The sequence below is a fragment of the Mesorhizobium sp. WSM4904 genome (assembly GCF_029674545.1).
Taxonomy (GTDB): domain Bacteria; phylum Pseudomonadota; class Alphaproteobacteria; order Rhizobiales; family Rhizobiaceae; genus Mesorhizobium.
Genome location: NZ_CP121354.1, coordinates 2,658,376 through 2,683,060, shown reverse-complemented (window position 1 = coordinate 2,683,060; position 24,685 = coordinate 2,658,376). Strand labels below are relative to the sequence as shown.

The 24,685-nt window shown below is 63.1% G+C and carries 21 protein-coding genes and 1 pseudogene; 16 read left to right on the top strand and 6 right to left on the bottom strand.

Annotated elements, in window-relative coordinates; genetic code table 11:
* Positions 1-123: 123 nt before the first annotated feature.
* The 8 genes from QAZ47_RS12790 (at position 124) to QAZ47_RS12755 (ending at position 10,397) form a co-directional block, all read left to right on the top strand.
* A complete protein-coding gene (locus tag QAZ47_RS12790; protein WP_278233478.1) occupies positions 124-735 on the top strand; it encodes a thymidine kinase in 612 nt (203 codons plus the stop codon).
* 391 nt (positions 736-1,126) lie between these two features.
* A complete protein-coding gene (locus tag QAZ47_RS12785) occupies positions 1,127-2,215 on the top strand; it encodes a hypothetical protein (RefSeq protein WP_278074354.1) in 1,089 nt (362 codons plus the stop codon).
* Positions 2,216-2,249: 34 nt separating this feature from the next.
* Positions 2,250-3,395, top strand: a complete 1,146-nt coding sequence (locus QAZ47_RS12780) for a hypothetical protein (protein ID WP_278233477.1) — start codon at positions 2,250-2,252, stop codon at positions 3,393-3,395.
* 22 nt (positions 3,396-3,417) lie between these two features.
* Positions 3,418-5,328, top strand: a complete 1,911-nt coding sequence (locus QAZ47_RS12775) for an ATP-binding protein (RefSeq protein WP_278233476.1) — start codon at positions 3,418-3,420, stop codon at positions 5,326-5,328.
* A 101-nt stretch (positions 5,329-5,429) separates the two neighbouring features.
* Entirely contained in the window at positions 5,430-5,846 is a 417-nt protein-coding gene (locus QAZ47_RS12770) for a DUF559 domain-containing protein (protein ID WP_278233475.1), read from the top strand.
* A 115-nt stretch (positions 5,847-5,961) separates the two neighbouring features.
* Positions 5,962-7,266 carry a DUF6638 family protein gene (locus QAZ47_RS12765; RefSeq protein WP_278233474.1) on the top strand — a complete coding sequence of 435 codons (1,305 nt, stop codon included), beginning with the start codon at positions 5,962-5,964 and terminating at the stop codon, positions 7,264-7,266.
* 15 nt (positions 7,267-7,281) lie between these two features.
* Positions 7,282-8,406: a DUF2333 family protein gene (locus QAZ47_RS12760; protein WP_278207116.1), complete on the top strand. Its 1,125-nt coding sequence runs from the start codon at positions 7,282-7,284 to the stop codon at positions 8,404-8,406.
* Between the two features lie 311 nt (positions 8,407-8,717).
* A complete protein-coding gene (locus tag QAZ47_RS12755) occupies positions 8,718-10,397 on the top strand; it encodes a formate--tetrahydrofolate ligase (RefSeq protein WP_278233473.1) in 1,680 nt (559 codons plus the stop codon).
* A gap of 70 nt (positions 10,398-10,467) precedes the next feature.
* Here QAZ47_RS12755 and QAZ47_RS12750 read toward each other — a convergent pair whose 3' ends face one another.
* The gene (locus tag QAZ47_RS12750; RefSeq protein WP_278233472.1) at positions 10,468-11,787 is read right to left on the bottom strand and encodes a hypothetical protein; all 1,320 of its coding nucleotides are present in this window, start codon (positions 11,785-11,787) and stop codon (positions 10,468-10,470) included.
* Positions 11,788-12,250: 463 nt separating this feature from the next.
* Positions 12,251-12,892, bottom strand: coding sequence for a cysteine hydrolase family protein (locus tag QAZ47_RS12745; RefSeq protein WP_278233471.1), 642 nt, complete (start codon positions 12,890-12,892; stop codon positions 12,251-12,253).
* A 126-nt stretch (positions 12,893-13,018) separates the two neighbouring features.
* On the opposite strand from QAZ47_RS12745, the gene QAZ47_RS12740 reads away from it, so the two are divergent.
* Positions 13,019-14,005: a helix-turn-helix domain-containing protein gene (locus QAZ47_RS12740; protein ID WP_278074363.1), complete on the top strand. Its 987-nt coding sequence runs from the start codon at positions 13,019-13,021 to the stop codon at positions 14,003-14,005.
* On the opposite strand, the pseudogene QAZ47_RS12735 reads toward QAZ47_RS12740, so the two are convergent.
* A pseudogene (locus QAZ47_RS12735) lies at positions 13,992-14,547 on the bottom strand (sugar O-acetyltransferase). The gene QAZ47_RS12740 and the pseudogene QAZ47_RS12735 sit on opposite strands and share 14 nt — an antisense overlap.
* A gap of 231 nt (positions 14,548-14,778) precedes the next feature.
* Here QAZ47_RS12735 and QAZ47_RS12730 point away from each other — a divergent pair.
* The 5 genes from QAZ47_RS12730 to QAZ47_RS12710 all read left to right on the top strand — a co-directional run bounded on the left by QAZ47_RS12730 (position 14,779) and on the right by QAZ47_RS12710 (position 21,271).
* On the top strand, positions 14,779-15,240 hold the full coding sequence (locus QAZ47_RS12730) for a DUF4126 domain-containing protein (RefSeq protein ID WP_278233470.1): 462 nt from the start codon (positions 14,779-14,781) through the stop codon (positions 15,238-15,240).
* Positions 15,237-16,613, top strand: coding sequence for an FAD-containing oxidoreductase (locus tag QAZ47_RS12725; RefSeq protein ID WP_278233469.1), 1,377 nt, complete (start codon positions 15,237-15,239; stop codon positions 16,611-16,613). The genes QAZ47_RS12730 and QAZ47_RS12725 overlap by 4 nt, the downstream gene beginning before the upstream one ends.
* Before the next feature lie 168 nt (positions 16,614-16,781).
* Positions 16,782-17,837 carry a succinylglutamate desuccinylase/aspartoacylase family protein gene (locus QAZ47_RS12720; protein WP_278233468.1) on the top strand — a complete coding sequence of 352 codons (1,056 nt, stop codon included), beginning with the start codon at positions 16,782-16,784 and terminating at the stop codon, positions 17,835-17,837.
* A gap of 291 nt (positions 17,838-18,128) precedes the next feature.
* Positions 18,129-20,318: an anthranilate synthase gene (locus QAZ47_RS12715; RefSeq protein WP_278233467.1), complete on the top strand. Its 2,190-nt coding sequence runs from the start codon at positions 18,129-18,131 to the stop codon at positions 20,316-20,318.
* 5 nt (positions 20,319-20,323) lie between these two features.
* Positions 20,324-21,271 (top strand): cation diffusion facilitator family transporter, encoded by a 948-nt coding sequence (locus QAZ47_RS12710; RefSeq protein ID WP_278207107.1) that lies wholly within the window; start codon positions 20,324-20,326, stop codon positions 21,269-21,271.
* 2 nt (positions 21,272-21,273) lie between these two features.
* Here QAZ47_RS12710 and QAZ47_RS12705 read toward each other — a convergent pair whose 3' ends face one another.
* The 3 genes from QAZ47_RS12705 to QAZ47_RS12695 all read right to left on the bottom strand — a co-directional run bounded on the left by QAZ47_RS12705 (position 21,274) and on the right by QAZ47_RS12695 (position 23,052).
* Positions 21,274-21,660 (bottom strand): type II toxin-antitoxin system VapC family toxin, encoded by a 387-nt coding sequence (locus tag QAZ47_RS12705; protein WP_278233466.1) that lies wholly within the window; start codon positions 21,658-21,660, stop codon positions 21,274-21,276.
* Positions 21,657-21,902: a type II toxin-antitoxin system VapB family antitoxin gene (gene vapB, locus QAZ47_RS12700; protein WP_126098270.1), complete on the bottom strand. Its 246-nt coding sequence runs from the start codon at positions 21,900-21,902 to the stop codon at positions 21,657-21,659. The genes QAZ47_RS12705 and vapB overlap by 4 nt, the downstream gene beginning before the upstream one ends.
* 79 nt (positions 21,903-21,981) lie before the next feature.
* Positions 21,982-23,052, bottom strand: coding sequence for a hypothetical protein (locus tag QAZ47_RS12695; RefSeq protein WP_347566953.1), 1,071 nt, complete (start codon positions 23,050-23,052; stop codon positions 21,982-21,984).
* A gap of 221 nt (positions 23,053-23,273) precedes the next feature.
* Between QAZ47_RS12695 and QAZ47_RS12690 the strand changes: the two genes are divergently transcribed.
* A complete protein-coding gene (locus tag QAZ47_RS12690) occupies positions 23,274-23,708 on the top strand; it encodes a DsrE family protein (protein ID WP_278233465.1) in 435 nt (144 codons plus the stop codon).
* Positions 23,709-23,779: 71 nt separating this feature from the next.
* On the top strand, positions 23,780-24,565 hold the full coding sequence (locus QAZ47_RS12685) for an SDR family oxidoreductase (RefSeq protein ID WP_278207102.1): 786 nt from the start codon (positions 23,780-23,782) through the stop codon (positions 24,563-24,565).
* The last annotated feature ends 120 nt before the right edge of the window (positions 24,566-24,685 follow it).

Genomic DNA, 24,685 nt, shown 5'->3' with positions numbered 1-24,685 from the left:
CGATGAACGGCGCGCGCTGGCCATTCAGCGACATGCAGCGTCTTTTCCGAAGCAAGCGCTTTTTTGGTGGAAGGAGCAGGCGCCCCCTTCCCCGCATTGCGACAAGTGGGCTTAAAGACCCACATGGCAAAGCTCTACTTCAACTACGCAACGATGAATGCCGGCAAGACGACCATGCTCCTGCAGGCGTCCTACAACTATCGCGAACGCGGCATGACGACGATGCTTTTCGTCGCCGGCCATTATCGCAAGGGCGACAAGGGGCTGATCTCGTCGCGCATCGGCCTTGAGACTGAGGCCGAGATGTTCCGCGACGGCGACGATCTCTATGCCCGCGTTGCCGAGCATCACGAGCATACGACCGTGCATTGCATCTTCGTCGACGAGGCGCAGTTTCTCGAGGAGGAGCAGGTCTGGCAGCTCGCACGCATCGCCGACCGGCTGAACATCCCTGTCATGTGCTACGGCCTGCGCACCGATTTCCAGGGCAAGCTGTTTTCCGGTTCGCGCGCGCTGCTTGCCATCGCCGACGACCTGCGCGAGGTGCGCACCATCTGCCGCTGCGGCCGCAAGGCGACGATGGTGGTACGCCTCGGTCCCGACGGCAAGGTGGCAAGGCAGGGCGAGCAGGTGGCGATCGGCAAGGACGTCTATGTCTCGCTCTGCCGCCGCCATTGGGAAGAGGAAATGGGCAGGGCGGCACCCGACGACTTCATCGGCTTCGCCCGCAACTGAAGCGGAGAGCCTGCCGACAGTCGGTAACCGGTTGCCACCCCTCTGCCTACTCAGGGCCGATCCGAAGCCTGATCGGCATTCCGAGAGGCGCCGCCTGGCGATAGACCGGCCGACGATCGAATGATCTGCCGCGACTTGCCGCAAGAGTTTGGCCCCGCCGCTCCGGCCGATGCCGGTCGCCGCGAAAACAAGAGCTTAAGGCATAGAAGCTGAAGCTGCTTGAAGGCCAGGCGCATTACTCGCGATTGGCATGCTTGCCTTGTCTTTCAAGGGCCTGACCAATTCTTTTGTTTTAACGCCTCTGCTTGTCTTCCTTCTTTCAATCTCTGGGGCCCCCACATATATTCGCCGCCACGTGCGACGAAACCGGATGCCGATGCGGGAGGCCCCTATGGCGACATTGCAGAATTTCGATGCCGAAATTGCCAAGACCAAGCAGGTCGTTGAGGACATGCGCACCAAGATCGAGCAGTCCGGCAGCGTGCTCGACACGCTCGCCCAGGCCGACAAGAAGATAGGCGACGCCAATTTCGACATCGAGAACGCCCGCATCGAGGACGTGCTCAAGCAGCAGAAGGTCATGGAAGGCAACATTGCCGACCTGATCATTGGGCTTGAGGACGCCACCAACGTCTTCGGCGCCGAATTCGAGAGCATGAAGAACTACACCGGCTGGGAAAACTTCGTCGGTGTGTTCTCCGCGCAGCGCAAGCAGCGCATGCGCACCGACCGCGTGCGCAACATGTCGCTCGCCGGCAATCTGCAGGAACTGCTGGCGAAATCCGACACCATCGTCGGCATCCTGAAAGCCCAGAAGCAGATTCTCGACCAGCGCTACAAGACCTCCGAAACCAGCCTGTCGCAGGTGATCGAGCGCCGCAAGACCACGATGGCCAATCTCGAGGCGGTGCAGAAGCGCATCGAGGAGCTCAACCCGATGCTGCTCGACATCGAGAACAAGATCGCCGCCTCGACGACCCAGAAGGAGCGCACCGAGCTCGAGGGCGAGCGCTCGAAGATGGCGACCGAATACAACGAGAAGCAGGCCAAGGAGCAGGAGCTGCTCGCCGAAAGCCAGACGCTGGAACGCTATACCTCGATGTTCCAGACATTCGTGGACTCCCTCAACAACCAGATCGCCGCGCAGTCGACGCTGATCAACAAGCTCACCATCGACACCGAGCAGCGCATCGTCCTGTATAAAGCGCTGGAAGACTCGCTGAAGACGGCCGCCCAGCAGGACGTCGCCCACAAGATCAACACGCTGGGCAGCCAGGTCGACAACACGGCGGAAGAGACGATGGCCGGCATCGGGGCCGCCTCGCAGAAGCACATCGGCGATCTGCTCGAGATGCACGAGAAGAACATGGTGGCGAGCGCCGACATCCAGCGCCGCAAGAAGCTCGCCGACGATGCCTTCGCCCGCCGCTTCGACGAGGTGATGAAGAAGCACAACGCCGCCAATTACGTGCAGCAGTAGGCGGCGTGCCGGCATTCCTCTCCAGGGCAGCGCCATGACCCCCGAAAACGAAGCTGCGGTGCGCTACTTCTCCGCCATCACGTCGGCGCTGAGCGGGCTGGAAGTGTTCATGCGCGACGATCGCTCGCCGCTCTACCGGCATGGCATCGTCGCCAAGATCGTCGCCGAATACATCGCCCGGCTGGACAAGTCCTTTGCCTGCTGGCGCAACCGGCTGGGCTTCATGGACACGTTCCGCATTTCGCGCGCCGATAGCGGCTACCCGGTGTTCCAGAACCTGCTCGAGCTGGAGAACGACCGCCGCCAGGCCGACAGCCGCCTAGCCAACATCCCGCAGGCCGGCGAGCTGCGCGAGGAGATGGCCGACTTCATCCTGCGCCACAAGGAATTTCCAGCGGCGCTGCAGAAGTCGATGGCCGAGCGGCTCTATCTGGAGGACGTCAGGAGCAAGGCGACCTTCGGTCCCTTCATCCTGGCACAGACGGCGAAGGTCTCGGTCAATCCGAAGACCATGCGGCCTTATTATCTCGTCCATTGGGCATCGTTCGACGGCAGCGCCAACCTGCCGCTCGTCTATATGGTGACGGTGGAGGACTCCTCCGAAAGCATGGTGCGCCAGCTGGTCGACGGCAACGGCAAACTCAATGAGCGGGTCGACATTCCGCTGCCTGTCGACGGCCTGCTCAATCCCGAGCTTGCCCACCGCTTCGACGATTTCACCGAGAAGAATTCGGCCTACACGCTGTCGCCGGCGACGATCGCCGTCAATCTCGACAAGGATTTCGAGCCCCTGCACCCGAAGCAGCTGCGGCGCGTCGTGCTTGGACCTTTCTATTCGGCCGGGATCACCGAGAACAATTCGACGGTGACGGAGGTCCTGGCCAAGGTGCGCAAGCCTGAAAACGCCTGGCTGCTCACCTGGACTATCCAGGAGGTCTTTTCCAAGGGCGAGAAGCCCGGCCGCAAGGGCCTGTTCTCCAGCGAGAAGACGACGCAGGAATTCTTCATCAACACCGACGACCTCGAAGCCGCGCGCCAGGGCGTGTCGAGCTACGAGAACCACGCGCTGATCCCGCACGAGGCCTATCAGGCGCTATACGCTGCCGGCGAGGCGCAGAAGATCTTTTCCGGCTACAAGGTCCACATCCTGTCGAACGGACAGGTCATCAGCGACGTCTGATTTCAACCGCGGAGCATCCTTCATGGACACCGGGCTGACCACGATCTCGGAAGCGGCAATCGAAAAGCACCGCGCCACCGCGCAGAGCTTCATCACCCGCATCGTCGTGCTGGAGGATCCCGCGCGCGAATCCGGCACCGCGCTCGCCGGCACCAACCGGCGCTTCGTCTCGACCGTATCGGTCGGCTCGGTGCGGCGCACGCGCGAAGTCGAGCTTTCGAAGACGGTCACCGCGATCCATCCCGACGACCAGTTGATGAGCATCCCGCAGCACACGCTTCTGTTCCGCGCCCGCCGCGGCCTGGCCGTCGCGCTGGCCATATCGGATGTCTTTGCCGAGGGTTCCGATCTCGAAAGCCTGCAGGCGAAGAACGCCCGGGCTCCGCTCGAAGGCGACGAGGCTGCGAGGTTCAAGAGACTGTTGTCGGCCGCGGCCTATGTTTCGGCCTTCAGCTTCGCCTCCTACCTGTTCCAGCTGATCGACAGTGACGGCGAGGCACCGAACGATAGTCCCGAACCCGACTTCCTCTTCGACACGCCGCAGGATGCGGTGAAGTCGATCGTGGCCGGGCTCGACAAGGCGATTGCCGGTTCGAAGGACGACGCCGACCTGATGACGCGGGCGCGTGCCTTTGCCCGTGTCGCCATCGATGGACTCTTGGCCCGTAAGGGGCGCTTCGACGGCATCGGCCCGTTCGAGAACGCGCATATCCGCATCGACGTCGACGACTTCACCCTCGACGGCTTCGACGTGGCGCCCGGCAAGCGTGCCAAGCCGCTGGTGATGACCTTCAAGAAACCGGAAGAAGTCGTCGGCAACCACATCGCCAAATTCCAGTCGGTCAGGTTGGCCAAGATGCTGATGGCCTATGATTTCGAGCGCGAGCTGAACCCCTTCGTCGAGCTCGGCGGCTTCCTGTTCACCTTCATCGGCGACGGCGCGCCCGGTACCGGCAAGACGACACTGATCCAGATGATCGCCGGTCTCGTCAACGGCTACTGCCAGGTCGCCGGCTATCCCTTCGTCTACGAGAATTTCGGCGTCGACCAGATCTCGTCCTATCAGGGCAAGTCGGGCCAGAACTGCCGCCAGTTCATCAACAACGTGCTCAATCCGCGAACCATCGGCTTCGGCACCATCGACGACATCGACCAGGTCGCGGCGCGCCGCTCCGACGACCGCGCGTCCGCCGGCCAGCAGGAGATCACCGGCGTCTTGATGGACGCCTTTGCCGGTGCTTCCACCGTAGTGCGCGGCAACTGCTCCTTCGGCATGTTTTCCAACTATCCCGAGAATGTCGACGATGCGCTGCGCCAGCGCGCCGGCGCCCGCTGGCTGGTCGACGGCCCGCAGACCCGCGACGACTACATCGACATCTTCGTGCTGCTTGCCGGCAAGAACCACAAGATCCCGCTGGGCGACCACAAGCTCTACGCGGCGCAAGAAATCCAGCGCGCCGTGGCCGAGGCCTATGAGGAGCACGAGAAGCCGCAGGAAGACGGGCTGACGAAGGTCTATGAACGCTACATGAAGGAAAACGGCGCGCCGAAAACCATGGCCGACATCGGCACCTACCTGCACATGATCAAGGACGCCGAACCGCGCTTCACCGGCCGCGCCATCAAGAACGTCACCGACGCCATAAAGATGCGCGCCATGGACATCGAGCTGCCGGACGACTGGTTCGAGAAGCCGGAAGCCTTCATGCACAAGAGCTACGACGACAAGAAGGCGATGATCGAGGAACTGCGCGGCCCGTTCTCGATGGAGATGGTCATGCAGGAGATCAACCGCTACGCCGATTCCGAATTCCGCTACTCCGACAAGTCCGACGCCGCCGCGGTGGAGAAGCTGCTGCGCGACGCGCGCCTGCGCGAGCGTGCGGCACGCGAGATGGAGGAGCTGAAGAAGAAGGGGCTGTGGAATGCTTGATGTTGCTTCGCTGCCCACGTGTGCTGAAAGACGTAGCTCTAACGCTGGCGCCCCCCTCTCCCCGTTCTTCACGGGGAGAGGGTAAGGGTGAGGGGCAGCGCATGCGTGGACCGGTAATCGAGACGACGAAGCGAGCACGGCGATTGCGCCAGTCAGACAACGATGCCGAAGGCGCGCTTTGGCACGAGCTGCGTGATCGCAGATTGAATGGCTACAAATTCGTGCGGCAGTTCCCCATAGGCAGGTATTTCGCTGACTTTGCCTGCAGGGAATGCCAGCTTGTTGTCGAAGTTGATGGGAGCCAGCATATCGCGAACAAACATGATCAGATTCGCGATCGCTTCATGGTGTCAGCCGGCTGGTCCGTCCTCCGCTTTTGGAACGTCGACGTTTTGAAGGACAGGGAGGCGGTGCTTGAGACCAAACTGGCGGCCGTCGAGCAGCGTTTAGAGCGCCAAATCGATACAAATGACCTTCGATTTATTGCCGCCGAAGGTTATGGGGAGACATATCCTTGACCGTTCGCGCCGCCCCTCACCCTTACCCTCTCCCCGTGAAGAACGGGGAGAGGGGGACGCCAACGTTGGCGCTCCATCCTTCGCCCACACAGGAAAATCTCACTGGGTCGCCCAAATGACCCCTAGCAAAAAGCCCGACCTGCTGCGCGACAACGAGCTGATCTACGGCAGGCTGCTCGCTGTCGACGAGCCGCATCTCGTCCAGCGCTACAACAAGGCGCTCGTCGCCTTCGGTCTCGAGCCCACCAAGCTGACGAGCTTCCAGATCGACCGCACCGGTTTTTCGCCCGAGGTGGCCGAGGAATGCGGCGACTACGACTATCTCGATCCCAACGAGGTCAACCGCCGCTTCATCATCCTGACGCCGTCGCAGATCGACCTGCCGGTGGTGCACACCGCCTTTTCCAACACCTCGCAGCTGATGTTCGAATTCATGTCCAAGAACCAGCGCGCCATCGACGCTCTGACCATCAAGGACGTCATCTACGGCGAGATCGAGGACTCCGTTCCCAAGGTCAACGACATCGAGGATCTGCTTTCGATCAACCAGGTCGAATTCAAGGTGCTGTCGGCCGAGGACGTGCTGGGCAAGGCGGCCGAGCTCGGCAAGCTTGTTGACCGACTGAAACAGGAGCCCGACGCCTGGCGCAACAATGCCATGCTCGAGCGCATGGTCGATCTCGCCAAGGTCTGCGGCGACATCCGCGAGAACGCGCTTGTCCCCGACCAGGTGATCTTCCGCCACAACGCCTACTGGACGAGCCATTTCGGCGGGCTCTACGTCTTTGTCGATCCCGATATGACGACGGTGATCTGCGACCCGGCAGCACCGGGCTTCCGCCGCTCGCGGCCGTGGCAGGTGAGCTATCTGTCGATCAACGACGCCGACAAGGTGTTCCGTTTCCTCGCCGCCACCGGTCGCCTTGACTTGCCGCGCGCCTCCTGGATCGAGGCCTCGGGCTATCTCGAGCATCGCGCCGAGATGGTGGTGCGGGCGCTGATCCGCGACGCCGAGCCCAACCGCAACCTGACGGATGTCGACAAGGTCTGGCTGCAGACCTGGATCCACGGCCATGCCGACCTGATTGCCAGCGACGGCAACTTCCCGTTCCTCAACGCCGCCAAGCGCGAAATCGCCCAGTTCGGCCATCTCAAGGTCGAGGACGTTCCGCCGCGCCAGCGCTTCCTGGTCGTGCGCGCCAGGCCCGATCATCCCGATGCCTGGCTTACCAACCAGCTGATCTCGGATTTCGTGCCGCAGGACTTCGTCTCGCGCTACGTCTTCAACAAACCGGGCTTCTACCGGGACTTCGACGGCTTCAGCGACGCCTGGCGATCGCATGTTGTGGACGTTCTGAAAACCACATATTTGAAGGACAAGGCGGCGTTCCGCGCGCGCCTTTACGGCTTGACTGACTGAGGGGTGACGAGAGCCATGCTTGATCCGATCGTGAATTTCTTCACCCAGATTTTCCAATGGATCGGCCGCGGCATCGGCTTCGTCGTCGGCATCATCCTGTGGCCGTTCATGTGGGTCGGCCGCTGGTACGGGCAGCGCGGCTGGATCCTGAAGGCGGTGGTGGGCCTCGCCATCCTGGTGCTGATCGGCCTTTACGCCAATTTCTTCTATGCCACCCAGTGGTGGAACAATTTCGAGCCGAACTATCCCGACAAATACACCTTCGAGACGCGCAACGTGTCGGCCGGCGAGCAGGTTTCTGCCGGCGCCGGCACCGACACGGCCAAGACCTGCGGCAACTCGGCGATCGCCCAGGTGGCGGCCGATCTTACCGACTTCAATGTCAACCAGAATGCCTGGATCTCGTCGATGATCCTCTACAAGCTCGGCTTGTTCGGCATCGACTGGGACCACACGCCATGGATGGACAACAAGGCCTCTTTCCAGCGTGGCATCAACCAGGCGGTGCGGCGCACCGCGACCGAGCTTGCCGACAATCTCGGACGCGTGCGCACGACCTCGCAGATCGACAGCGACCTGCAGGACGCGCGCGGCAATCTGCAATTCGACGAATACACATGGTATTTCGGCTTGAACCCGTTCGGCCCGAAGACGCCGACGCCGAGCTATTATCGCGACGCGGTGCGCAAACTGCGCTCCTTCAATGCGCGGCTGGCCACCTGCCAGGCGACGTTTGACGCCCGCGCCGACAATCTGAAGCAATATATCGACCGTATCGCCAGCGACATCGGCTCGACCTCGGCGATCCTCAAGGAGCGCGCCGAGAACCACAATGACGGCTGGTTCGACTTCCGCGCCGACGATCGCTTCTGGTTCGCCTACGGCCAGCTCTATGCCTATTACGGGCTGATGAAGGGCGCTCAGGCAGACTTCGAGGGCGTGATCAAGGAAAAGCACCTGCAGAACCTATGGGACACGATGGACGCGCAGTTCGTCTCGGCGCTGCGCATCCAGCCCTTCATCATCGCCAATGGACGCGAGGACGGCTGGCTCCTGCCGACGCATCTGACGACCATGGGCTTCTATGTCCTGCGCGTGCGCTCCAACATGGTCGAGATCAGCAACGTGCTGACCCAATAGCCTGACCAGCCGACAGTTGGGGCTGGCGGATTTGCGCCGTCGCCTCTGTCGCTTTTCGCGTATTGCACGGCTGTTTTGAGACGGCGGAGCGACACCCGCTCTGGCTTCTATACGGCGCAACGACCGGGCGCCGAAGACGCTGGCAAGGTCGGCCCGGGAACAGTAAACTTTCTTCACAGGAAACATAGTTGCATGAAAGTTGACGCCGTGACAGCGAGAGGGTTAGAACATGCCCTTGCGTCCGGGCGGCGTTTCGATCATGCAGCGATCGAAGCCCTCCCCTCCACCGCTCATTTCAGAGGAAAGCCGTCATGGCCGAAGTGAAGTCCGATATCGAGATCGCGCGCGCCGCTAACAAGAAACCGATCCAGGAGATCGGCGCCAAGATCGGCATCCCGTACGAGCACCTGCTGCCCTATGGCCACGACAAGGCGAAGATCTCGGCCGAGTTCATCAAGTCGGTGAAGGGTAACAAGGACGGCAAGCTGATCCTGGTCACCGCCATCAACCCCACTCCCGCCGGCGAAGGCAAGACGACCACCACGGTCGGCCTCGGCGACGGCCTGAACCGCATCGGCAAGAAGGCAGTCGTGTGCATCCGCGAAGCCTCGCTCGGCCCGAACTTCGGCATGAAGGGCGGAGCGGCCGGCGGCGGCCTCGCCCAGGTGGTGCCGATGGACGACATGAACCTCCACTTCACCGGCGATTTCCACGCCATCACCACCGCCCATAACCTGCTTTCGGCGCTGATCGACAACCACATCTATTGGGGCAACGAGCTCGGCATCGACATCCGCCGCGTGGCCTGGCGCCGCGTCATGGACATGAACGACCGGGCGCTGCGCGAGATCATCTGCTCGCTGGGCGGCGTCGCCAACGGCTTCCCGCGCGAGGCAGGCTTCGACATAACCGTCGCCTCGGAAGTGATGGCGATCCTGTGCCTGGCCACCGACCTCAAGGACCTCGAGAAGCGTCTCGGCGACATCATCGTCGCCTACCGCCGTGACAAGTCGCCAGTCTATGCCCGCGACCTCAAGGCCGACGGCGCCATGGCCGTGCTTCTGAAGGACGCCATCCAGCCCAACCTGGTGCAGACCCTTGAGAACAACCCGGCCTTCGTGCATGGCGGTCCGTTCGCCAACATCGCGCATGGCTGCAACTCGGTCGTCGCCACCACGACGGCGCTCAAGCTTGCCGACTATGTCGTCACCGAAGCCGGCTTCGGCGCCGACCTCGGCGCCGAAAAATTCTTCGACATCAAGTGCCGTAAGGCAGGCCTCAAGCCGGCCGCCGCCGTCATCGTCGCCACCGTGCGAGCCATGAAGATGAATGGCGGCGTCAAGAAGGAAGACCTCGGCAAGGAGAACATCGAGGCGGTCAAGAAGGGCTGCCTCAACCTCGGCCGCCACATCGAGAACGTGAAGCAGTTCGGCGTGCCGGCGGTGGTCGCGATCAACCACTTCACCACCGACACCGAGGCCGAGATCCAGGCGATGAAGGACTTCGTCAAGGCGCAGGGCGCCGAGGCGATCCTGTGCAGGCACTGGGCGCAAGGCTCCGCCGGCATCGAGGATTTGGCGAGGAAGGTGGTCGAGATCGCCGAATCCGGCGCCTCGCAGTTCTCGCCGCTCTATCCCGATGAGATGCCGTTGTTCGAGAAGGTCAACACCATCGTCAAGCGCATCTACCGCGGCGACGAGGCGATCGCCGACAAGTCGATCCGCGACCAGCTGCATGCCTGGGAGCAGGCCGGCTACGGCAACCTGCCGGTCTGCATGGCCAAGACACAGTACTCTTTCTCGACCGACCCGAACCTGCGCGGCGCGCCGACCGGCCACACCGTGCCGGTGCGCGAGGTGAGGCTTTCGGCCGGCGCCGGCTTCGTCGTCATCATCTGCGGCGAGATCATGACCATGCCGGGCCTGCCCAAGGCGCCGTCCTCGGAAAAGATCTTCCTCAACGAACAGGGTCAGATCGAGGGTCTGTTCTAAACATTCTTCGAGCTGAGAATGACCAAGGGCGCCGCGCTGCCGCGGCGCCCTTTTTGCTTGCCCGGATTCCTCAAGCCGCCGTCGAGGAACCGAACTTCTTGATGCCTGCGACCGACGTGCTGACGAACTGGTCGAGGAGGGTGAAGAAGATATCCAGGCTGAAGCCGAACAGGAAGGCGAAGGTGAACAGGCTGAAGCCTATCGCTGAAGCCTGACCGCCAAGCTTCGTGTCAGGCCCCAAGAACCAGGCCAGCACCATGCCCGCCAGCGCTCCCAGGACGACCCTGTGAACCAGTCGCGCCAATGTCGGGTTAGGCAGCAGCGGGTTCAGGATCATGCGCATGTGAAACATGATGGCGCCCAGGCTTCCGTAAAGTGCCGGCAGTATCCAGAGCGCATAGGGGCTCAAGACGGCGTTGAGGCCTCCTATCTGCGCGGTCATCATGTAAATTGAACTGGGGGTAAGGGTGATCACGCCGCTGCACTGAAGACTGCGGGTGGCCTCCTCATACTCGCTGTTCGCATCGAGCTTGGGGCTTGCGCCTGCCGACGCGGCGCCGCCAGGCTCCTTGCCAGCGGGAGTGCCGGGTTGCGCGCAAGCTGGATTTCCCCCTCCCGGTGCCCCGCCCACCGGTCCCGCATATTCCGACTTTGCCGACGCCACCTCCTGATTGCAAAGCTGGTTTGTGATCGCCTGCTGCGGATCGTAGGTCTGACCACCATTGCCCGCCGCGCCCGCGGTTACCAGCGACTGCACCTTGCAATAGGCCGATTGCATCCCCCAGATCGGGAAACGCGCCTCTCGGGTCATGAAGCTTTGGGAATTCGCCCAAAGGGTGACGAACCGCTGGTCGAGCAAATGAAGGCTGTCCTCGGCGTTGTAGTAGACATCCTCAAGAAGATTTATGTCGCTTTGCGACAGGCCGCCCGATGCGGCCGATCGCAATTGCTTCTGCGTCGTCCAGACCTGGCGCACCGCCTGGCCGAAGCGAACGCTGAAATTGTCCTTGTTTATGTCTTGCAGCTCGGCGCTCAAGTAGACGCCCCTGTTGTAGACATATGTCATCTTGCCTGTGATCACCATCAGGATCACCGACAGCGCCACCAGCAAATAGGTTGCTATCGCGGCCCTGCGCGAAGTGTCGCCAGGCGACCACCCGGAACGAAGTGCCGCCAGCGTGGAAAACGGCACGACACCCGAACAGTCGTTCAAGACCTTCTGGAGATTGACCACCGCCGGCTGGCTGGCCGTCACATCGCCAAGCTTCTCGGCATCGCCAATGGCCGCGAACAGCGAATTGTCCTTGAAGACCCCATAGCGACCATAGTCCGCCACCAGCTTCGCGTCTTTCAGCAGCCCGGTCACAAGAGGATCAACAGGAGCGGTCATCGACGTCGGCTCTCACTCATCGCGTCGCTAGCCCAGAACCCCGGGCACGTAGCCATATTGCGACGGGCACCCGCATGGATATCCGGGAGGCCCGGGCGGCTGCGCCCAGCACCAAAAGAACTGGGTGAAGCAGATGGTCCCTGGCGCGTGTGGAGGAACTTGCGCGAAGGCGGGCCACGGCAACAGCGCGGCTCCGACGGCAAGCGTCAGGACAACCACGGTTCGTGCAATGCGCGCTTCCAATCCAGCCCCCGGCCAACCGCGCTTACCAATGCGGCATCACTCTCTGGAAGTGCCGGCTGGACTTCTGTGAAGTGGGTCACGCGCCTCATGAATTTTCATGCCAAAGCAACAGGCGCCGCATCGCCGCGGCGCCTGTTGCTGAACCGGTTTCGGGACAAAGACATGCGTCAAATCGGAAACCTAAAGCGCATGGCGCGAATCTGAAAGATCGCGACGCGCTTTAGGCGGCGTTGCGTGCCAGCGCCCGCTGGTTGGACGCATAGATGGTGTCACGTTCCGGCAGGGGGCCGGTCTTCAGGCAATCGATCCATTCGGCGGTCTTCAGCACGGCGGCGAAGCGCGACTGCAGCACGACGCTCACCACCCGATGGATATCCTCGGCTGACGCGTGGCCGGCGCTGTTGGCGTAAGGCACCGAACCGCTGGCGTCCGAGAGGAATTCGACGGCAAAGCCCATGTGCACGGCATGGATGATGGTCGACAGATCGCAATTATGCGTCATGTAGCCGACGACCGCGATCGTATCGATGTGGTTGGCGCGCAGCCAGTCCTCGAGGTCCGTGCCGGTGAAGGCGGAAGGCAGCGTCTTTTCGACATAATGGTCGCGCGTGCGCCTCGCGATCTCGGGATGCAATTCGCCGCCATGACTGCCCTTGGCAAAGAACGGCGCTGATTCCGGCGCCATCTGCTTGACGACGACGATCTTGATGCCGGCAGCAGTGGCGGCGTCCATGGCGCGCGCCACATTGGCGACGCTGTCGGCGAAGGGCGGATGCTGGATGGCGAGATTGCAGCCGTCATAGTCGTTCTGGACATCGACGACGACGAGCGCGCGGCGCGGCTGGGTGGCTGATGCTGACATGGCTTTTTCCTTTCGAACGGGTTGATGGGCGCAAAGCTAGGCCGGATATCCACTCGCAGAAAGTGGCCCAGTTGACATTATTCGAAAGAATTGGGACACTGTTGCCGCAACCCAATGGTGTCTGCCATGCACAATCCGATCATCGCCGCCGTCGCATTCGACGGCATCAGCCCCTTTCATCTTTCCGTGCCATGCCTGGTTTTCGGCGCGGACCGTACCAAGCTCGGCCTGCCGCGCTTCGACTTCCGTGTTTGCGCGGCCGAACAAGGGCCAATTCATACCGATGCCGGTTTGACCATCTCGGTCCCGCATGATCTTTCGGCGCTCGACGAAGCCGACATCGTCATCATCCCCAGCTGGAAGGATCTCGACGCGCCTCTGGCCGCTCCGCTCAAGGATGCGCTCGAACGGGCACACGAACGTGGCGCGCTGATCGTGGGCCTGTGCCTCGGCACCTTCGCCATTGCCGCCGCCGGACTGCTGGCGGGACGCAAGGCGACCACGCACTGGGCCTATACAGATCAGCTCAAGACCCTTCATCCCGATATCGCCGTCGACGCCGACGTGCTCTATGTCGACGACGGCGACATCGTCACCTCAGCCGGCGTCGCCGCCGGGCTGGACTGCTGCCTGCACATCGTGCGCGCCCGCTATGGCGCCGAGGCGGCGCTTCGGCTTGCCCGCCACGTCGTGCTTTCGCCGCATCGGCAAGGCGGACAGGCCCAGTTCATCGAACGCCCGCTCGCGCCGACGCCGACCGCCGACCGCTTCGCCAAGGCCTTGGACGAGGTGCGGGCGACGCTCGGCGACGCGCACAGCCTGGACAGCGTCGCCGAAGCAGCGGGCCTTACCCGCCGCACCTTCACGCGCCGCTTCCAGAAGTCGACCGGCACCAGCTTCGGCGACTGGCTGGCCGGCCAGCGCGTGGCGCTGGCGCAGCGGCTGCTGGAACAGACGGACAAGTCGATGGATATGGTGGCCTTCGAGGCCGGCTTCGGCAGCGCCACTTCGCTGCGGCAGCATTTCGCCGCGCGGCTCAGGACCTCGCCGATGCAATATCGGCGCGAGTTCTCTCGAAGCGCTCAGGTATCGGACGCACTCAGCCTCTTGTAACGACCCGCGCCGGGTTGCCGACCACTGTCATGTTGGCCGGCACGTCGTGCGTCACCACCGCGCCCGCTCCGACGATGGCGCCTTCGCCGATGCTGATGCCGGCGAGGATCACCGCGCTGCCGCCGATCCAGGCATTGTCGCCGATCGTCACCGGTTTGGCGATCTCCAGTCCGGCAAGCCGCCCAGCGGCCTCCCGATGATGCTCGGCGCAGTAGATCTGCACGTTGGGACCAAGCATGGCTCCCTTGCCGATGCGCACCGGCGCGGTATCGAGAATGGTGCAGCCTGTGTTGAGGAAGACGCCATCGCCGAGGAACAGGTTGAAGCCGTAGGCGCAGTGGAATCCTCTCTCGATGCGCGCCCTCGCCCGCGCCGCCCAGCAGCGCCCGCAAGGCCGGGCCTATGTCGCCGCGCTGCCGGGGCGACAGGCCGTTGTGCTCGAACACCGCGTCGCGCGCGGCGACGCGCATGGCCTCCAGCTCCGCGTCGAGGCAAGTGTACCATTCGCCCGCCGCCATCTTCATGCGCTCGCTTGTCGTCATGGCCGCTCCTCCGATGCTGCCTGCTGCCAAAGCACAATTCGCCCCTGAAACATGTCTCCCGAAAGTGGGAACCGGTTTCGGAGACATGCGTAAAATCAAAAAACCTAAAGCGCATGGAGCGAACCTGAAAGATCGCCACGCGCTTTAGGGAAAAGCCGTGGCCAAAAGCCCGGCCTATGCTAGCCTTACGTCTCGGGGCCGTGCGAGGTCCCGGATTTGAGGGGGTCGATCATGCTTTACATTCTTGCATTGCTGATTGGCGGGGTTGCCGGCCTACGCGCCATGACGGCGCCGGCGACAGTCGCGTGGGGTGCTTGGCTCGGCTGGCTGCCGGTCGCCGGCACCTGGGCGAGCTTCATGGGCCATTGGATCGCTGTCGGCATCTTCACCATCCTGGCGATCGTCGAGCTCGTCACCGACCAGTTGCCGTCGACGCCGAGCCGCAAGGTGCCGCAGCAGTTCGGCGCCCGCATCGTCATCGGCGCCTTCACCGGCGCGGTGATCGGCGCGACCGCCGGCGCGACCATCGGCGGCCTCATTGCTGGCGCGATCGGCGCGGTCATCGGCACGCTGGGCGGCGCGGAAGCCCGTTCGAGACTGGCAGCCGCGTTCGGCAAGGACCCACCCGCAGCCTTCATCGAGGACGCGGTCGCGATCATCGGCGGCCTGCTTATCGTGGCGGCGGTCGCATGAGCGCGAAGGTCTTCGACGCCATCATTATCGGTGCAGGTCAGGCCGGCACCCCACTCGCCGGCCGCTTGACTGCGGCCGGCATGAGCGTAGCGCTGATCGAGCGCAAGCTGGTCGGCGGCACCTGCGTCAACACCGGCTGCATCCCGACCAAGACGATGGTGGCGAGCGCCTATGCCGCCCATCTTGCCCGCCGCGCCGCCGACTATGGCGTGACCCTCTCCGGCCCGGTCGGCGTCGACTACAAGGCAATCAAGGCGCGCAAGGACAAGGTGTCGGGCGCTTCCCGCTCTGGGCTGGAGACCTGGATCGCGGGCATGGAGAAATGCACGCTCTACCGTGGTCATGCGCGCTTCGTATCCGCCAACACCGTGCGCGTCGGCGACGATCTGCTGACCGCGCCAAAAATCTTCCTCAACACCGGCGGGCGCGCATCGGTGCCCGACCTTCCCGGCGTCGACGACGTCCCCTATCTCACCAATTCCTCGATGATGGATCTCGATGTGCTGCCCAGCCATCTCGTCGTCGTCGGCGGCAGCTACATCTCGCTCGAATTCGCGCAGATGTTCCGCCGTTTCGGTTCCGAGGTCACGGTGATCGAAAAAGCGCCGCGGCTGACCGGCCGCGAGGACGAGGATGTCTCGGCCGCCATCCAGTCGATCCTCGAAAACGAGGGCATTGCCGTCCATGTCGGCGCCGACGACATCGCCTTCGCCAGGATAGGCAACGGCATCGCCGTGACCTTCTCCGCCGGCAAGCCGCCGGCGGTCGGCTCGCATGTGCTGCTGGCCTTGGGCCGCGTCCCCAACACCGACGACCTCGGCCTCGACAAGGCCGGCGTCGAAGTCGACCAGCGCGGCTACGTCGTCGTCGACGACCAGCTGCGCACCAGCGTGCCCGGAATCTGGGCGATGGGCGACTGCAACGGCAAGGGCGCCTTCACCCATACTTCCTACAACGACTACGAGATCGTCGCCGCCAACCTGCTCGACAACGATCCGCGCCGGGTGAGCGACCGCATCGAGGCCTATGCACTCTATGTCGATCCGCCACTCGGCCGCTGCGGCATGACCGAGGCCGCGGTGAAGAAATCCGGCCGCCGAGCGCTCGTCGGCCAGCGGCCGATGACCCGTGTCGGCCGCGCCGTCGAAAAGGGCGAGACGCAGGGCTTCATGAAGATCCTGGCCGATGCCGACACCGGCGAAATCCTCGGCTGCTCGATCCTCGGCCCGGGCGGCGACGAGGCGATCCACTCGGTGCTCGACCTCATGTACGCCAAGGCGCCGATCTCGACGCTGGCGCGCGCCATGCACATCCACCCCAATGTCTCGGAACTTCTGCCGACCATCGCCCAGGAACTGAAGCCGCTCGCCTGAGGCTGGACAAGCCGCTTCAAGCCGCTGGGCTGCGCTGGCGCTCAACCGCGCACTGCGCTGCGGACCCAGCCGGCCGAACGGCTGCGCTGCGCCGACGCCCGGCGCTGCTGGACCACTCGACAGCCGAACCGCAAACATGCATGTCTGGCCTCACATCGGAGGCACTTCATGCAAAAGACGATCGAGCGCATCGCCGGCGACAGCGAAGGCGTTGCATACGAATTCCCGGTTTTCCGCTTCGACGGCACGGACAAGGCAGCACCCTGGGCCTATCTGCAGGCGGCGCTCCATGCCGGCGAATTGCCGGGCGTCGTCGCCATCGACGCTCTGATGCCGATGCTTGCGAAGGCGGAAGCGGAAGGCCGCATCAGGGGCGCCGTCACCGTGGTGCCGTGGGCCAATCCGATCGGCCGCGCCCAGTATCATTTCGGCGAGCATCAGGGCCGCTTCAATCTCGGCACCCGCACCAACTTCAATCGTTCTTTTCCGCTGCTTGCGGCACCCGATGCCAAGCTGTTGCCGGACGTCAGCCTTGGCGGCGCCGACCGCCGGCTGAAGAACCAGCTCGTCGAGCTTTCGCTCGGCAACGACATAGTGCTCGATCTCCACTGCGACGACGAGGGCCTTGCCTATCTTTACGTCCACACCAGCCTGTGGCCGCATATGGCCGACTGCGCGGCCGCCATGGGCGCCGATGCCGTCGTGCTGTGGAGCGAGGACAGCAGCGGCACCTTCGAGGGCGCCTCGATCATGCCCTACCAGAACGTGCCGCCGAGCGTCGCGCGTTTCGACCGCCGCGTCGTCACCACGGTCGAATATCGCGGCATGCTGGACGTCGACGCCGCCTTGGCCGGGTCGGATGCCGCAGGCCTCTACCGCCTGCTGGTGACGCGCGGCGTCATTCAGGATGCTTCCGTTCCGAAGGCGAGCAGTTTCAGCAGCGCCGTCGTGCCATTGGAAAACATCGACATGATGCCCTCGCCCAAGGCCGGCGCCATCCTTTACGACGTCAAGCCCGGCGACCGCGTCAAGAAAGGTGACAGGCTGGCGACGATCGTCAATGCGCCTGGCGAAGTCGGCGGCCACACCGGAGTGTTCGCGCCGCAATCGGGCTTCATCCTGACCAGGCGTTCCCGCCGCATCATCCGCGCCGGCGAGGACCTTTTGAAGCTCGCCGGCGACAAGAAGAGCGCCGACGCGCGCTCCGGCACGCTGGAGGACTGATGCATGTCGCCCAAATGCGCAGCGGTTTTGGGAGAACGACATGCGTCAAACAAAGGCCTGCGGCTTTCACCATCCGCATGAAATCCAGTTGCGCAGGCCTTCATTCGCCGCTATGGGAGTCGCCATGAACATGCGTTCGAACAAGACCGTTTGGTGGTGGGCTCGCTGACAGCGGCCAGTTCGAACGCGTGTGCGTAAAGAAGAGGGTGGCCGCAACGGAATGTCCGGGCGGCCATTTGTTTTTTCAAGCCATTCCCGGGTCCGTTGCCCAAAACGCTGATGGAGACGGCAATGACGATTAAAGTTCTGGACAACGGAGCGGAGCGCTTCGTCACCGCGGGTGGGGTGACGATCACCCGCGAGCGCCATGACAGGCCTTACGAAGGCGCGATCGACGCCTATGTCGAAGGCCTGAATTCCCGCCGCGGCGCAGTGTTTTCCTCGAACTACGAATATCCGGGCCGCTACACGCGCTGGGACACGGCCATCATCGACCCGCCGCTGGTGATCTCGGCACGCGGCCGCGCCATGCGCATCGAGGCGCTGAACGCCCGTGGCGAGGTGCTATTGCCGGTGATCGGCAAAGCGCTTGGCCAGCTCAGCGAAGTGTCGATCGCCGAGAGCTCCAAAAGGCTCATCCGTCTCGATGTCGCCAAGCCCGGCCGTGTCTTCACCGAGGAGGAGCGCAGCCGCGTTCCGTCCGTCTTCACCGTCCTGCGCGCCATCACCGCGCTCTTCAAGACCGCCGAAGACGCCAATCTCGGCCTTTACGGCGCCTTCGGCTACGACCTTGCCTTCCAGTTCGATCCGGTCGACTACAAGCTCGAGCGCAGAGAGAGCCAGCGCGACCTCGTGCTGTTCCTGCCCGACGAGATCCTGGTCGTCGACCACTATTCGACCAGGGCCTGGACCGACCGCTACGACTATTCCGGCGAGGGTTTTTCGACCGAGGGCTTGACCCGCGAAGGCGCCGCCGAGCCGTTCAGGACCGCCGACCGCATCCCGCCGCGCGGTGACCACGAGCCGGGTGAATATGCCAATTTGGTGCGCCTGGCCATGGAGAGCTTCAAGCGCGGCGACCTTTTCGAGGTCGTGCCCGGTCAGATGTTTTACGAACGCTGCGAAACCCAGCCCGCCGACATCTCCCGTAAGCTGAAGACGATCAACCCCTCCCCCTATTCCTTCTTCATCAATCTCGGCGAAAACGAATATCTGATCGGCGCCTCGCCGGAGATGTTCGTGCGCGTCAATGGCCGCCGCGTCGAGACCTGCCCGATCTCCGGTACCATCAAGCGCGGCGACGACGCTATTTCCGACTCCGAGCAGATCCTGAAGCTGCTTAATTCGAAAAAGGACGAGTCCGAGCTTACCATGTGCTCGGACGTCGACCGCAACGACAAGTCGCGCGTCTGCGAGCCCGGCTCGGTGCGCGTCATCGGCCGCCGCCAGATCGAGATGTATTCGCGCCTGATCCACACCGTCGACCACATCGAGGGGCGCTTACGCGAAGGCATGGACGCCTTCGACGCTTTCCTGTCGCATGCCTGGGCGGTCACCGTCACCGGCGCCCCGAAACTCTGGGCCATGCGCTTCATCGAGCAGAACGAGAAGAGCCCGCGCGCCTGGTATGGCGGCGCGATCGGCATGGTCAACTTCAACGGCGACATGAACACCGGGCTGACGCTGCGCACCATACGCATCAAGGACGGCATCGCCGAAGTGCGCGCCGGCGCCACATTGCTTTTCGACAGCGTTCCCGAGGAAGAAGAAGCCGAAACCGAATTGAAGGCATCCGCCATGCTCTCCGCCATCCGCGACGCCAAGACCGGCAACGCCACCGGCGCCGAACGCACCACCGCGCGCGTCGGCGACGGGGTGAACATTCTGCTCGTCGATCATGAGGACTCTTTCGTCCACACGCTCGCCAACTATTTCCGCCAGACCGGCGCCAATGTCTCGACCGTGCGCACGCCGGTGCCGGAGGAGGTCTTCGAGCGGCTGAAGCCGGATCTCGTCGTACTGTCGCCCGGCCCCGGCACGCCGAGGGATTTCGACTGCGCGGCTACCATCAAAAGGGCGAGGAGCCGCGACCTGCCGATCTTCGGCGTCTGCCTCGGTCTGCAGGCGCTGGCCGAGGCCTATGGCGGCGAGCTGAGGCAGCTGCATATCCCGATGCATGGCAAGCCGTCGCGCGTCCGCGTCTCCAAGCCCGGCATCATCTTCTCGGGGCTGCCCAAGGAGGTGACGGTCGGCCGCTATCATTCGATCTTCGCCGATCCGGTGCGCCTGCCCGACGGTTTCGTGGTCACGGCCGAGACCGAGGACGGCATCATCATGGCGTTCGAGCATCGCAAGGAGCCGATCGCCGCCGTGCAGTTCCATCCGGAATCGATCATGACGCTCGGCCACAATGCAGGCATGCGCATCATCGAGAACATCGTTGCGCATCTGCCGCGCAAGGCCAAGGAAAAGGCTGCCTAGCAACGATGGCCGCAACGGAAGACACGACGGCAGCCGCGGTGAAAGCCGCGACCAGACAGAAGGTGGCAAGGCTGGCCTTCTGGTCGATCGTCGTCGCCGGCGTCGTGCTCGCTCTCAAGGTCGCCGCCTGGTACATCACAGGCTCAGTCGCGCTCTATTCGGACGCGGCGGAATCCATCGTCAACGTCATCGCCTCGGCCGCCGCCTTCTGGGCGATCCAGGTCAGCTACAAGCCCGCCGACCAGGACCATCCCTTCGGCCACCACAAGGCCGAATACTTCTCGGCCGTGCTCGAAGGGGTGCTGATTGTCGTCGCTGCCCTCCTGATTCTCAACGAAGTCTGGCGATCCTGGCAGCACCCCGCCCCGCTGGAACAGCCCTGGACGGGTCTTGCCGTCAACGGAGTGGCGACGATCATCAACGCGATCTGGGCATGGATCCTGATCAGCTCAGGCCGGAACGCGAAGTCGCCGGCTCTGGTCGCCGACGGCCAGCACATCATGACCGACGTGGTGACGTCCCTCGGTGTGTTCGGCGGCCTTGTCGGCGCCGTCCTCACCGGCTGGCAGATCCTCGATCCGGCGCTTGCCGTGATCGTCGCGCTCAACATCCTCTGGCAGGGCTGGCATGTCATCGGCTCGTCGATGAATGGACTGATGGACCGCGCCGTCGACACCCAAGAGCACATGCAGATCCGCGACATCATCTCGGCCAATTCGAAGGGCGCGATGGAGGTGCATGACCTGAAGACGCGCATAGCCGGCCGCGCCACCTTCATCGAGTTCCATCTGGTCGTCGATGCCGACATGACGGTCGGCGCCAGCCATGTCATCTGCGACCGGATCGAGGATGCGCTGAAGGCCGAGATCCCCTCCGTGCGCGTTACCATCCATGTCGAGCCGGACGACGAGGCGAAGCTGCCGAAGGGCACCACCGCGGTGCCTTTCGCGTGAACTCACCAAGTCTCGATCGCCAGACCCCCGATCCGTTCGAACTCGCGAACATTCCGCGTCATCAACGTCAGGCCGCGGGCACGTGCCTGGCCTCCAATAAGTACATCAAAGGGACCAATTGGAGTTCCCGATGTCGCCAGCATCGCCCGAATCTCGCCGGCGTGCCGCGCGTCTTCCCGATCGAATTCGAGTACCGGAAACAAAAGCGCGTCCAGCCGTGCGAGATTCTCTTCCGTTCGCTGGCCTCTGTAAGCCCCATAATAGAGCTCGTGCACGACAATTGCCGAAAGCGCGAAATCTTGAGGCTTGTTTCGCTTGAGCACTGTCAGCAAATCATCATCGCCCTTCATGACGGCGATGACAGCATTGGTATCGAGCAGATAGATCACTTGAAGACGTCGCCGAGAGCTGGCCGTTTTTGCTCCTCTACCCTTTCCTCCGCCGCATCGACAAAATCGTCGTCAAGTGTCCCGATCACCTGATCAAGCCAGGCCCAATCCTGGGGAAGAGGTTCAAGAACGACAGTCTGACCATGACGACGGATCGAAACCTCGTCAGTTTCAAAGCGAAACTCCTTCGGCAGGCGTACAGCCTGCGAGCGGCCTGACCAGAATATTTTTGCTTTGTTCATCGCCAGCAAATCCTATGATATGTAGCAAAAATATATATCATCGCACCGATGTGGACAAGGCGATCCGTCCCGAAATGTCTCACGGCGCGCAGGCCGACTGCGGCATCGGATTGAGCCTATAGACCTTGTCGTCGGACTTGGTCTTGCCGTCCGCCGCCTTCGAGCAGAGGTCAACGACGGCAAGCGCATTGTTGGGGTTGGCCAGCATCATCGTGCCGCCGGCGCCGCGCTTGAGAAAAATTTCCTTCTGCGAGATGTCGCAGGCAAAGTCGCTCATCTTCGAGCTTGCCGAGCACCGCCACTGGTCGGCCTCGCCCTGGCAGGAATAGGTCTGCGTGACCTTGGCGCTCTTCTGCCTGGTCGTCACCGAGATGGCGATGTCGGCGCCGTCGGGCCAGTTGGCGGCGTCGCCGCCGGTGGCGAAGGAAGCGAGCTCGATCGGACCGCGAAAGACGCGGATCGACTGCGTCATCTGGCCGGGATGCGATTTCAGATGCGCGTCATCGTAGTCGCGGCCGTAGCAGAAGGCCTGGTCGGGCTTCAATCGCTCACGCAGCGGGGGCCCGAGCGCCGGATCGATCGGATCGATGCGCGCGAACTCCGCCTTGCAGGTGTCAGCCGGCATCGGATCCAGACGGAAATTGTCGTCCTCGCTGCCCAGCGCCTGCTTGTTGTACTCCGCTTCGCCGAGATCCTCCTCCGCGCCGGCGTCGAGATACACGTCGGGCTGCAGGTTGGAGAGGATCAGCCGGCCCTTGTCGTCGACCTTGAGGGAGGCCAGCGTGCGGTCGCATTCCATGCCGCAGCGGATGCCGCTCGCCTTGTCGCTCGGATCCTCCTTGTTGCACCAGCCGGCTGCCCAGTCGGGCTTCTTGGCACCGCGCACGGTGGTGGTGAGAAAGCCGTTATAGGCGGCGTCGGACATGGTGCTCGGCTCCTCGTTCGGCCGGCTAACCGGGTCGTGGCCGTAATAGAAGAAGATGCGTGCCACCTTCTGGTGCGGATGCGCCTTGAGATGGGCTGCATCATAGACGCGCCCGAAGCAGGCATCGGCGCCATTTGGGCTCAATTCGGTGAGCTTGAGAGCATCGTCGGCAGTCGCCTCGCCGACAAGAAACAACACGGCCCCCAGCGCCGCGCCCCCCACCATCCACGACGTCATGTGATCCCTCCTAGCACCGACAGGACGTGACCGAGATTTATGCTAGTCTAGAGCAATTCCAGGGAAAAGTGTGTAACGGTTTTCCGTCCGGAATTGCGTCGAAACAAGGGGATAGAGCGGTTCGCCGTTTCCCTGAAACGGTGAAACGCTCCAGGTCCGCAGCCTCGGCCACGCCAATCGTGCAAGCCGGCGGCAGAGGAGGATACGGGATGCTGCGCCGTGACATTTTCCGCGCCGGTCTTGCCGGAGCGGCCGGCCTTTTCGGTCTGCGCCAGGCGACTGCCGCCACGGGCGGGGAACGGCTGAAGGTCGCCTATCACCTCAGCGACGCCGACAAGGTCAATTTCGTCCTCGGCAATATCAAGAACCACTATGAGGGCACCGGCGGCAATGTCGAGATCGTGCTGGTCGTGCATGGTCCGGCCCTTGCCGCCTTCAAGACGAAGAGCGCGTCCGGCGCGACCTCCAGCCGGTTTGCCGGCCTCGTCCAGCAGGGGCTCGTGCCGCAGGCCTGTGGCAACACCATGCAGGGTATGGACATCACGCTGGCCGATCTGCTCGAAGGCTTCCAGGTCGCCGACAAGGGCGGCGTCGTCAAACTCGCGGAGCTGCAGCGTCAGGGCTATGTCTATCTCCGGCCCTGATCTCGCTTGAACTTGAACGCCTGGCCGGCAAGCGTCTACCAATTGCCCGCGCAAATCCCGGAGGTATCGACATGCCAGCCAACCCGACCGCACTTGTCATTCCCGACCTTGCCGGCAAGGCAGTGCTGGTCACCGGCGCCTCGACCGGGATCGGCGCCGCGCTCGCCCTCGCTTACGCCGCGCAACGATGCCGCGTCGCACTGCATTACAATTCGAGCCGGGAAGCAGCCGAAACGCTGGCCAAGACCATCCGCGAGGGCGGCGGCGAAGTGTTTTTGACCCAGGGCGATTTTTCGGTTCCCGCCGACGTCGAGCGCGTGGTCGAGCAGAGCGCGCAACATTTCGGCCGGCTCGACGGGCTCGTCAACAATGCCGGCGGCATGCTCGGCCGCGTTGCCTATGCCGACCAGACAGAAGCTCACTATGACGCGGTGATGGATCTCAACGCGCGATCGGTGCTGACCGCCTCGCGCAAGGCGATCCCTTGGCTGAAGCGCCAGGGTGGCTTCATCATCAACACCTCCTCGATCGCCGCGCGCAACGGCGCCGGCGGCGGCGCCGGCCTCTACGGCTCGTCCAAGGCCTTCGTCTCGAATGTGACGCGCGGCATGGCCAAGGAGCTGATCGGTTTCGGCATCCGCGTCAACGCCGTGGCGCCTGGCACGATCCTGACGCCGTTCCATGAACGCTATTCGAGTGCCGAGCAGATGAAGGCCATGGTTGCCACCATACCTCAGGGCCGTGCCGGAACGGCGCAGGATTGCGTCGGAGCCTATCTGTTCCTGTCCTCCGACCTCTTGAGCGGTTACATCATCGGCCAGGTGATCGAGGTCAATGGCGGCCAGTTGATGCAGTGAGCCGAGACCGGCATACTCTTCGCGCAACCTAATGCATGTCGCCCAAAAGCGCGCAGCGGTTTTGGGAAACGACATGCATGAATGAGATTGAAGCAATTGGCGTTTGGCCAAACGCCAAGC

Bases quoted from the DNA above. Each gene is read 5' to 3' on its own strand.
- QAZ47_RS12765 (WP_278233474.1), top strand. From the start codon at position 5,962: ATGACCCCTAGCAAAAAGCCCGACCTGCTGCGCGACAACGAGCTGATC.
- QAZ47_RS12725 (WP_278233469.1), top strand. From the start codon at position 15,237: ATGAGCGCGAAGGTCTTCGACGCCATCATTATCGGTGCAGGTCAGGCC.
- QAZ47_RS12710 (WP_278207107.1), top strand. From the start codon at position 20,324: ATGGCCGCAACGGAAGACACGACGGCAGCCGCGGTGAAAGCCGCGACC.
- QAZ47_RS12720 (WP_278233468.1), top strand. From the start codon at position 16,782: ATGCAAAAGACGATCGAGCGCATCGCCGGCGACAGCGAAGGCGTTGCA.
- QAZ47_RS12785 (WP_278074354.1), top strand. From the start codon at position 1,127: ATGGCGACATTGCAGAATTTCGATGCCGAAATTGCCAAGACCAAGCAG.
- QAZ47_RS12790 (WP_278233478.1), top strand. From the start codon at position 124: ATGGCAAAGCTCTACTTCAACTACGCAACGATGAATGCCGGCAAGACG.
- QAZ47_RS12695 (WP_347566953.1), bottom strand. From the start codon at position 23,052: ATGGTGGGGGGCGCGGCGCTGGGGGCCGTGTTGTTTCTTGTCGGCGAG.
- QAZ47_RS12750 (WP_278233472.1), bottom strand. From the start codon at position 11,787: ATGACCGCTCCTGTTGATCCTCTTGTGACCGGGCTGCTGAAAGACGCG.
- QAZ47_RS12745 (WP_278233471.1), bottom strand. From the start codon at position 12,892: ATGTCAGCATCAGCCACCCAGCCGCGCCGCGCGCTCGTCGTCGTCGAT.
- vapB (WP_126098270.1), bottom strand. From the start codon at position 21,902: ATGAACAAAGCAAAAATATTCTGGTCAGGCCGCTCGCAGGCTGTACGC.
- QAZ47_RS12755 (WP_278233473.1), top strand. From the start codon at position 8,718: ATGGCCGAAGTGAAGTCCGATATCGAGATCGCGCGCGCCGCTAACAAG.
- QAZ47_RS12770 (WP_278233475.1), top strand. From the start codon at position 5,430: ATGCGTGGACCGGTAATCGAGACGACGAAGCGAGCACGGCGATTGCGC.
- QAZ47_RS12775 (WP_278233476.1), top strand. From the start codon at position 3,418: ATGGACACCGGGCTGACCACGATCTCGGAAGCGGCAATCGAAAAGCAC.
- QAZ47_RS12715 (WP_278233467.1), top strand. From the start codon at position 18,129: ATGACGATTAAAGTTCTGGACAACGGAGCGGAGCGCTTCGTCACCGCG.
- QAZ47_RS12740 (WP_278074363.1), top strand. From the start codon at position 13,019: ATGCACAATCCGATCATCGCCGCCGTCGCATTCGACGGCATCAGCCCC.
- QAZ47_RS12780 (WP_278233477.1), top strand. From the start codon at position 2,250: ATGACCCCCGAAAACGAAGCTGCGGTGCGCTACTTCTCCGCCATCACG.
- QAZ47_RS12690 (WP_278233465.1), top strand. From the start codon at position 23,274: ATGCTGCGCCGTGACATTTTCCGCGCCGGTCTTGCCGGAGCGGCCGGC.
- QAZ47_RS12730 (WP_278233470.1), top strand. From the start codon at position 14,779: ATGCTTTACATTCTTGCATTGCTGATTGGCGGGGTTGCCGGCCTACGC.
- QAZ47_RS12685 (WP_278207102.1), top strand. From the start codon at position 23,780: ATGCCAGCCAACCCGACCGCACTTGTCATTCCCGACCTTGCCGGCAAG.
- QAZ47_RS12760 (WP_278207116.1), top strand. From the start codon at position 7,282: ATGCTTGATCCGATCGTGAATTTCTTCACCCAGATTTTCCAATGGATC.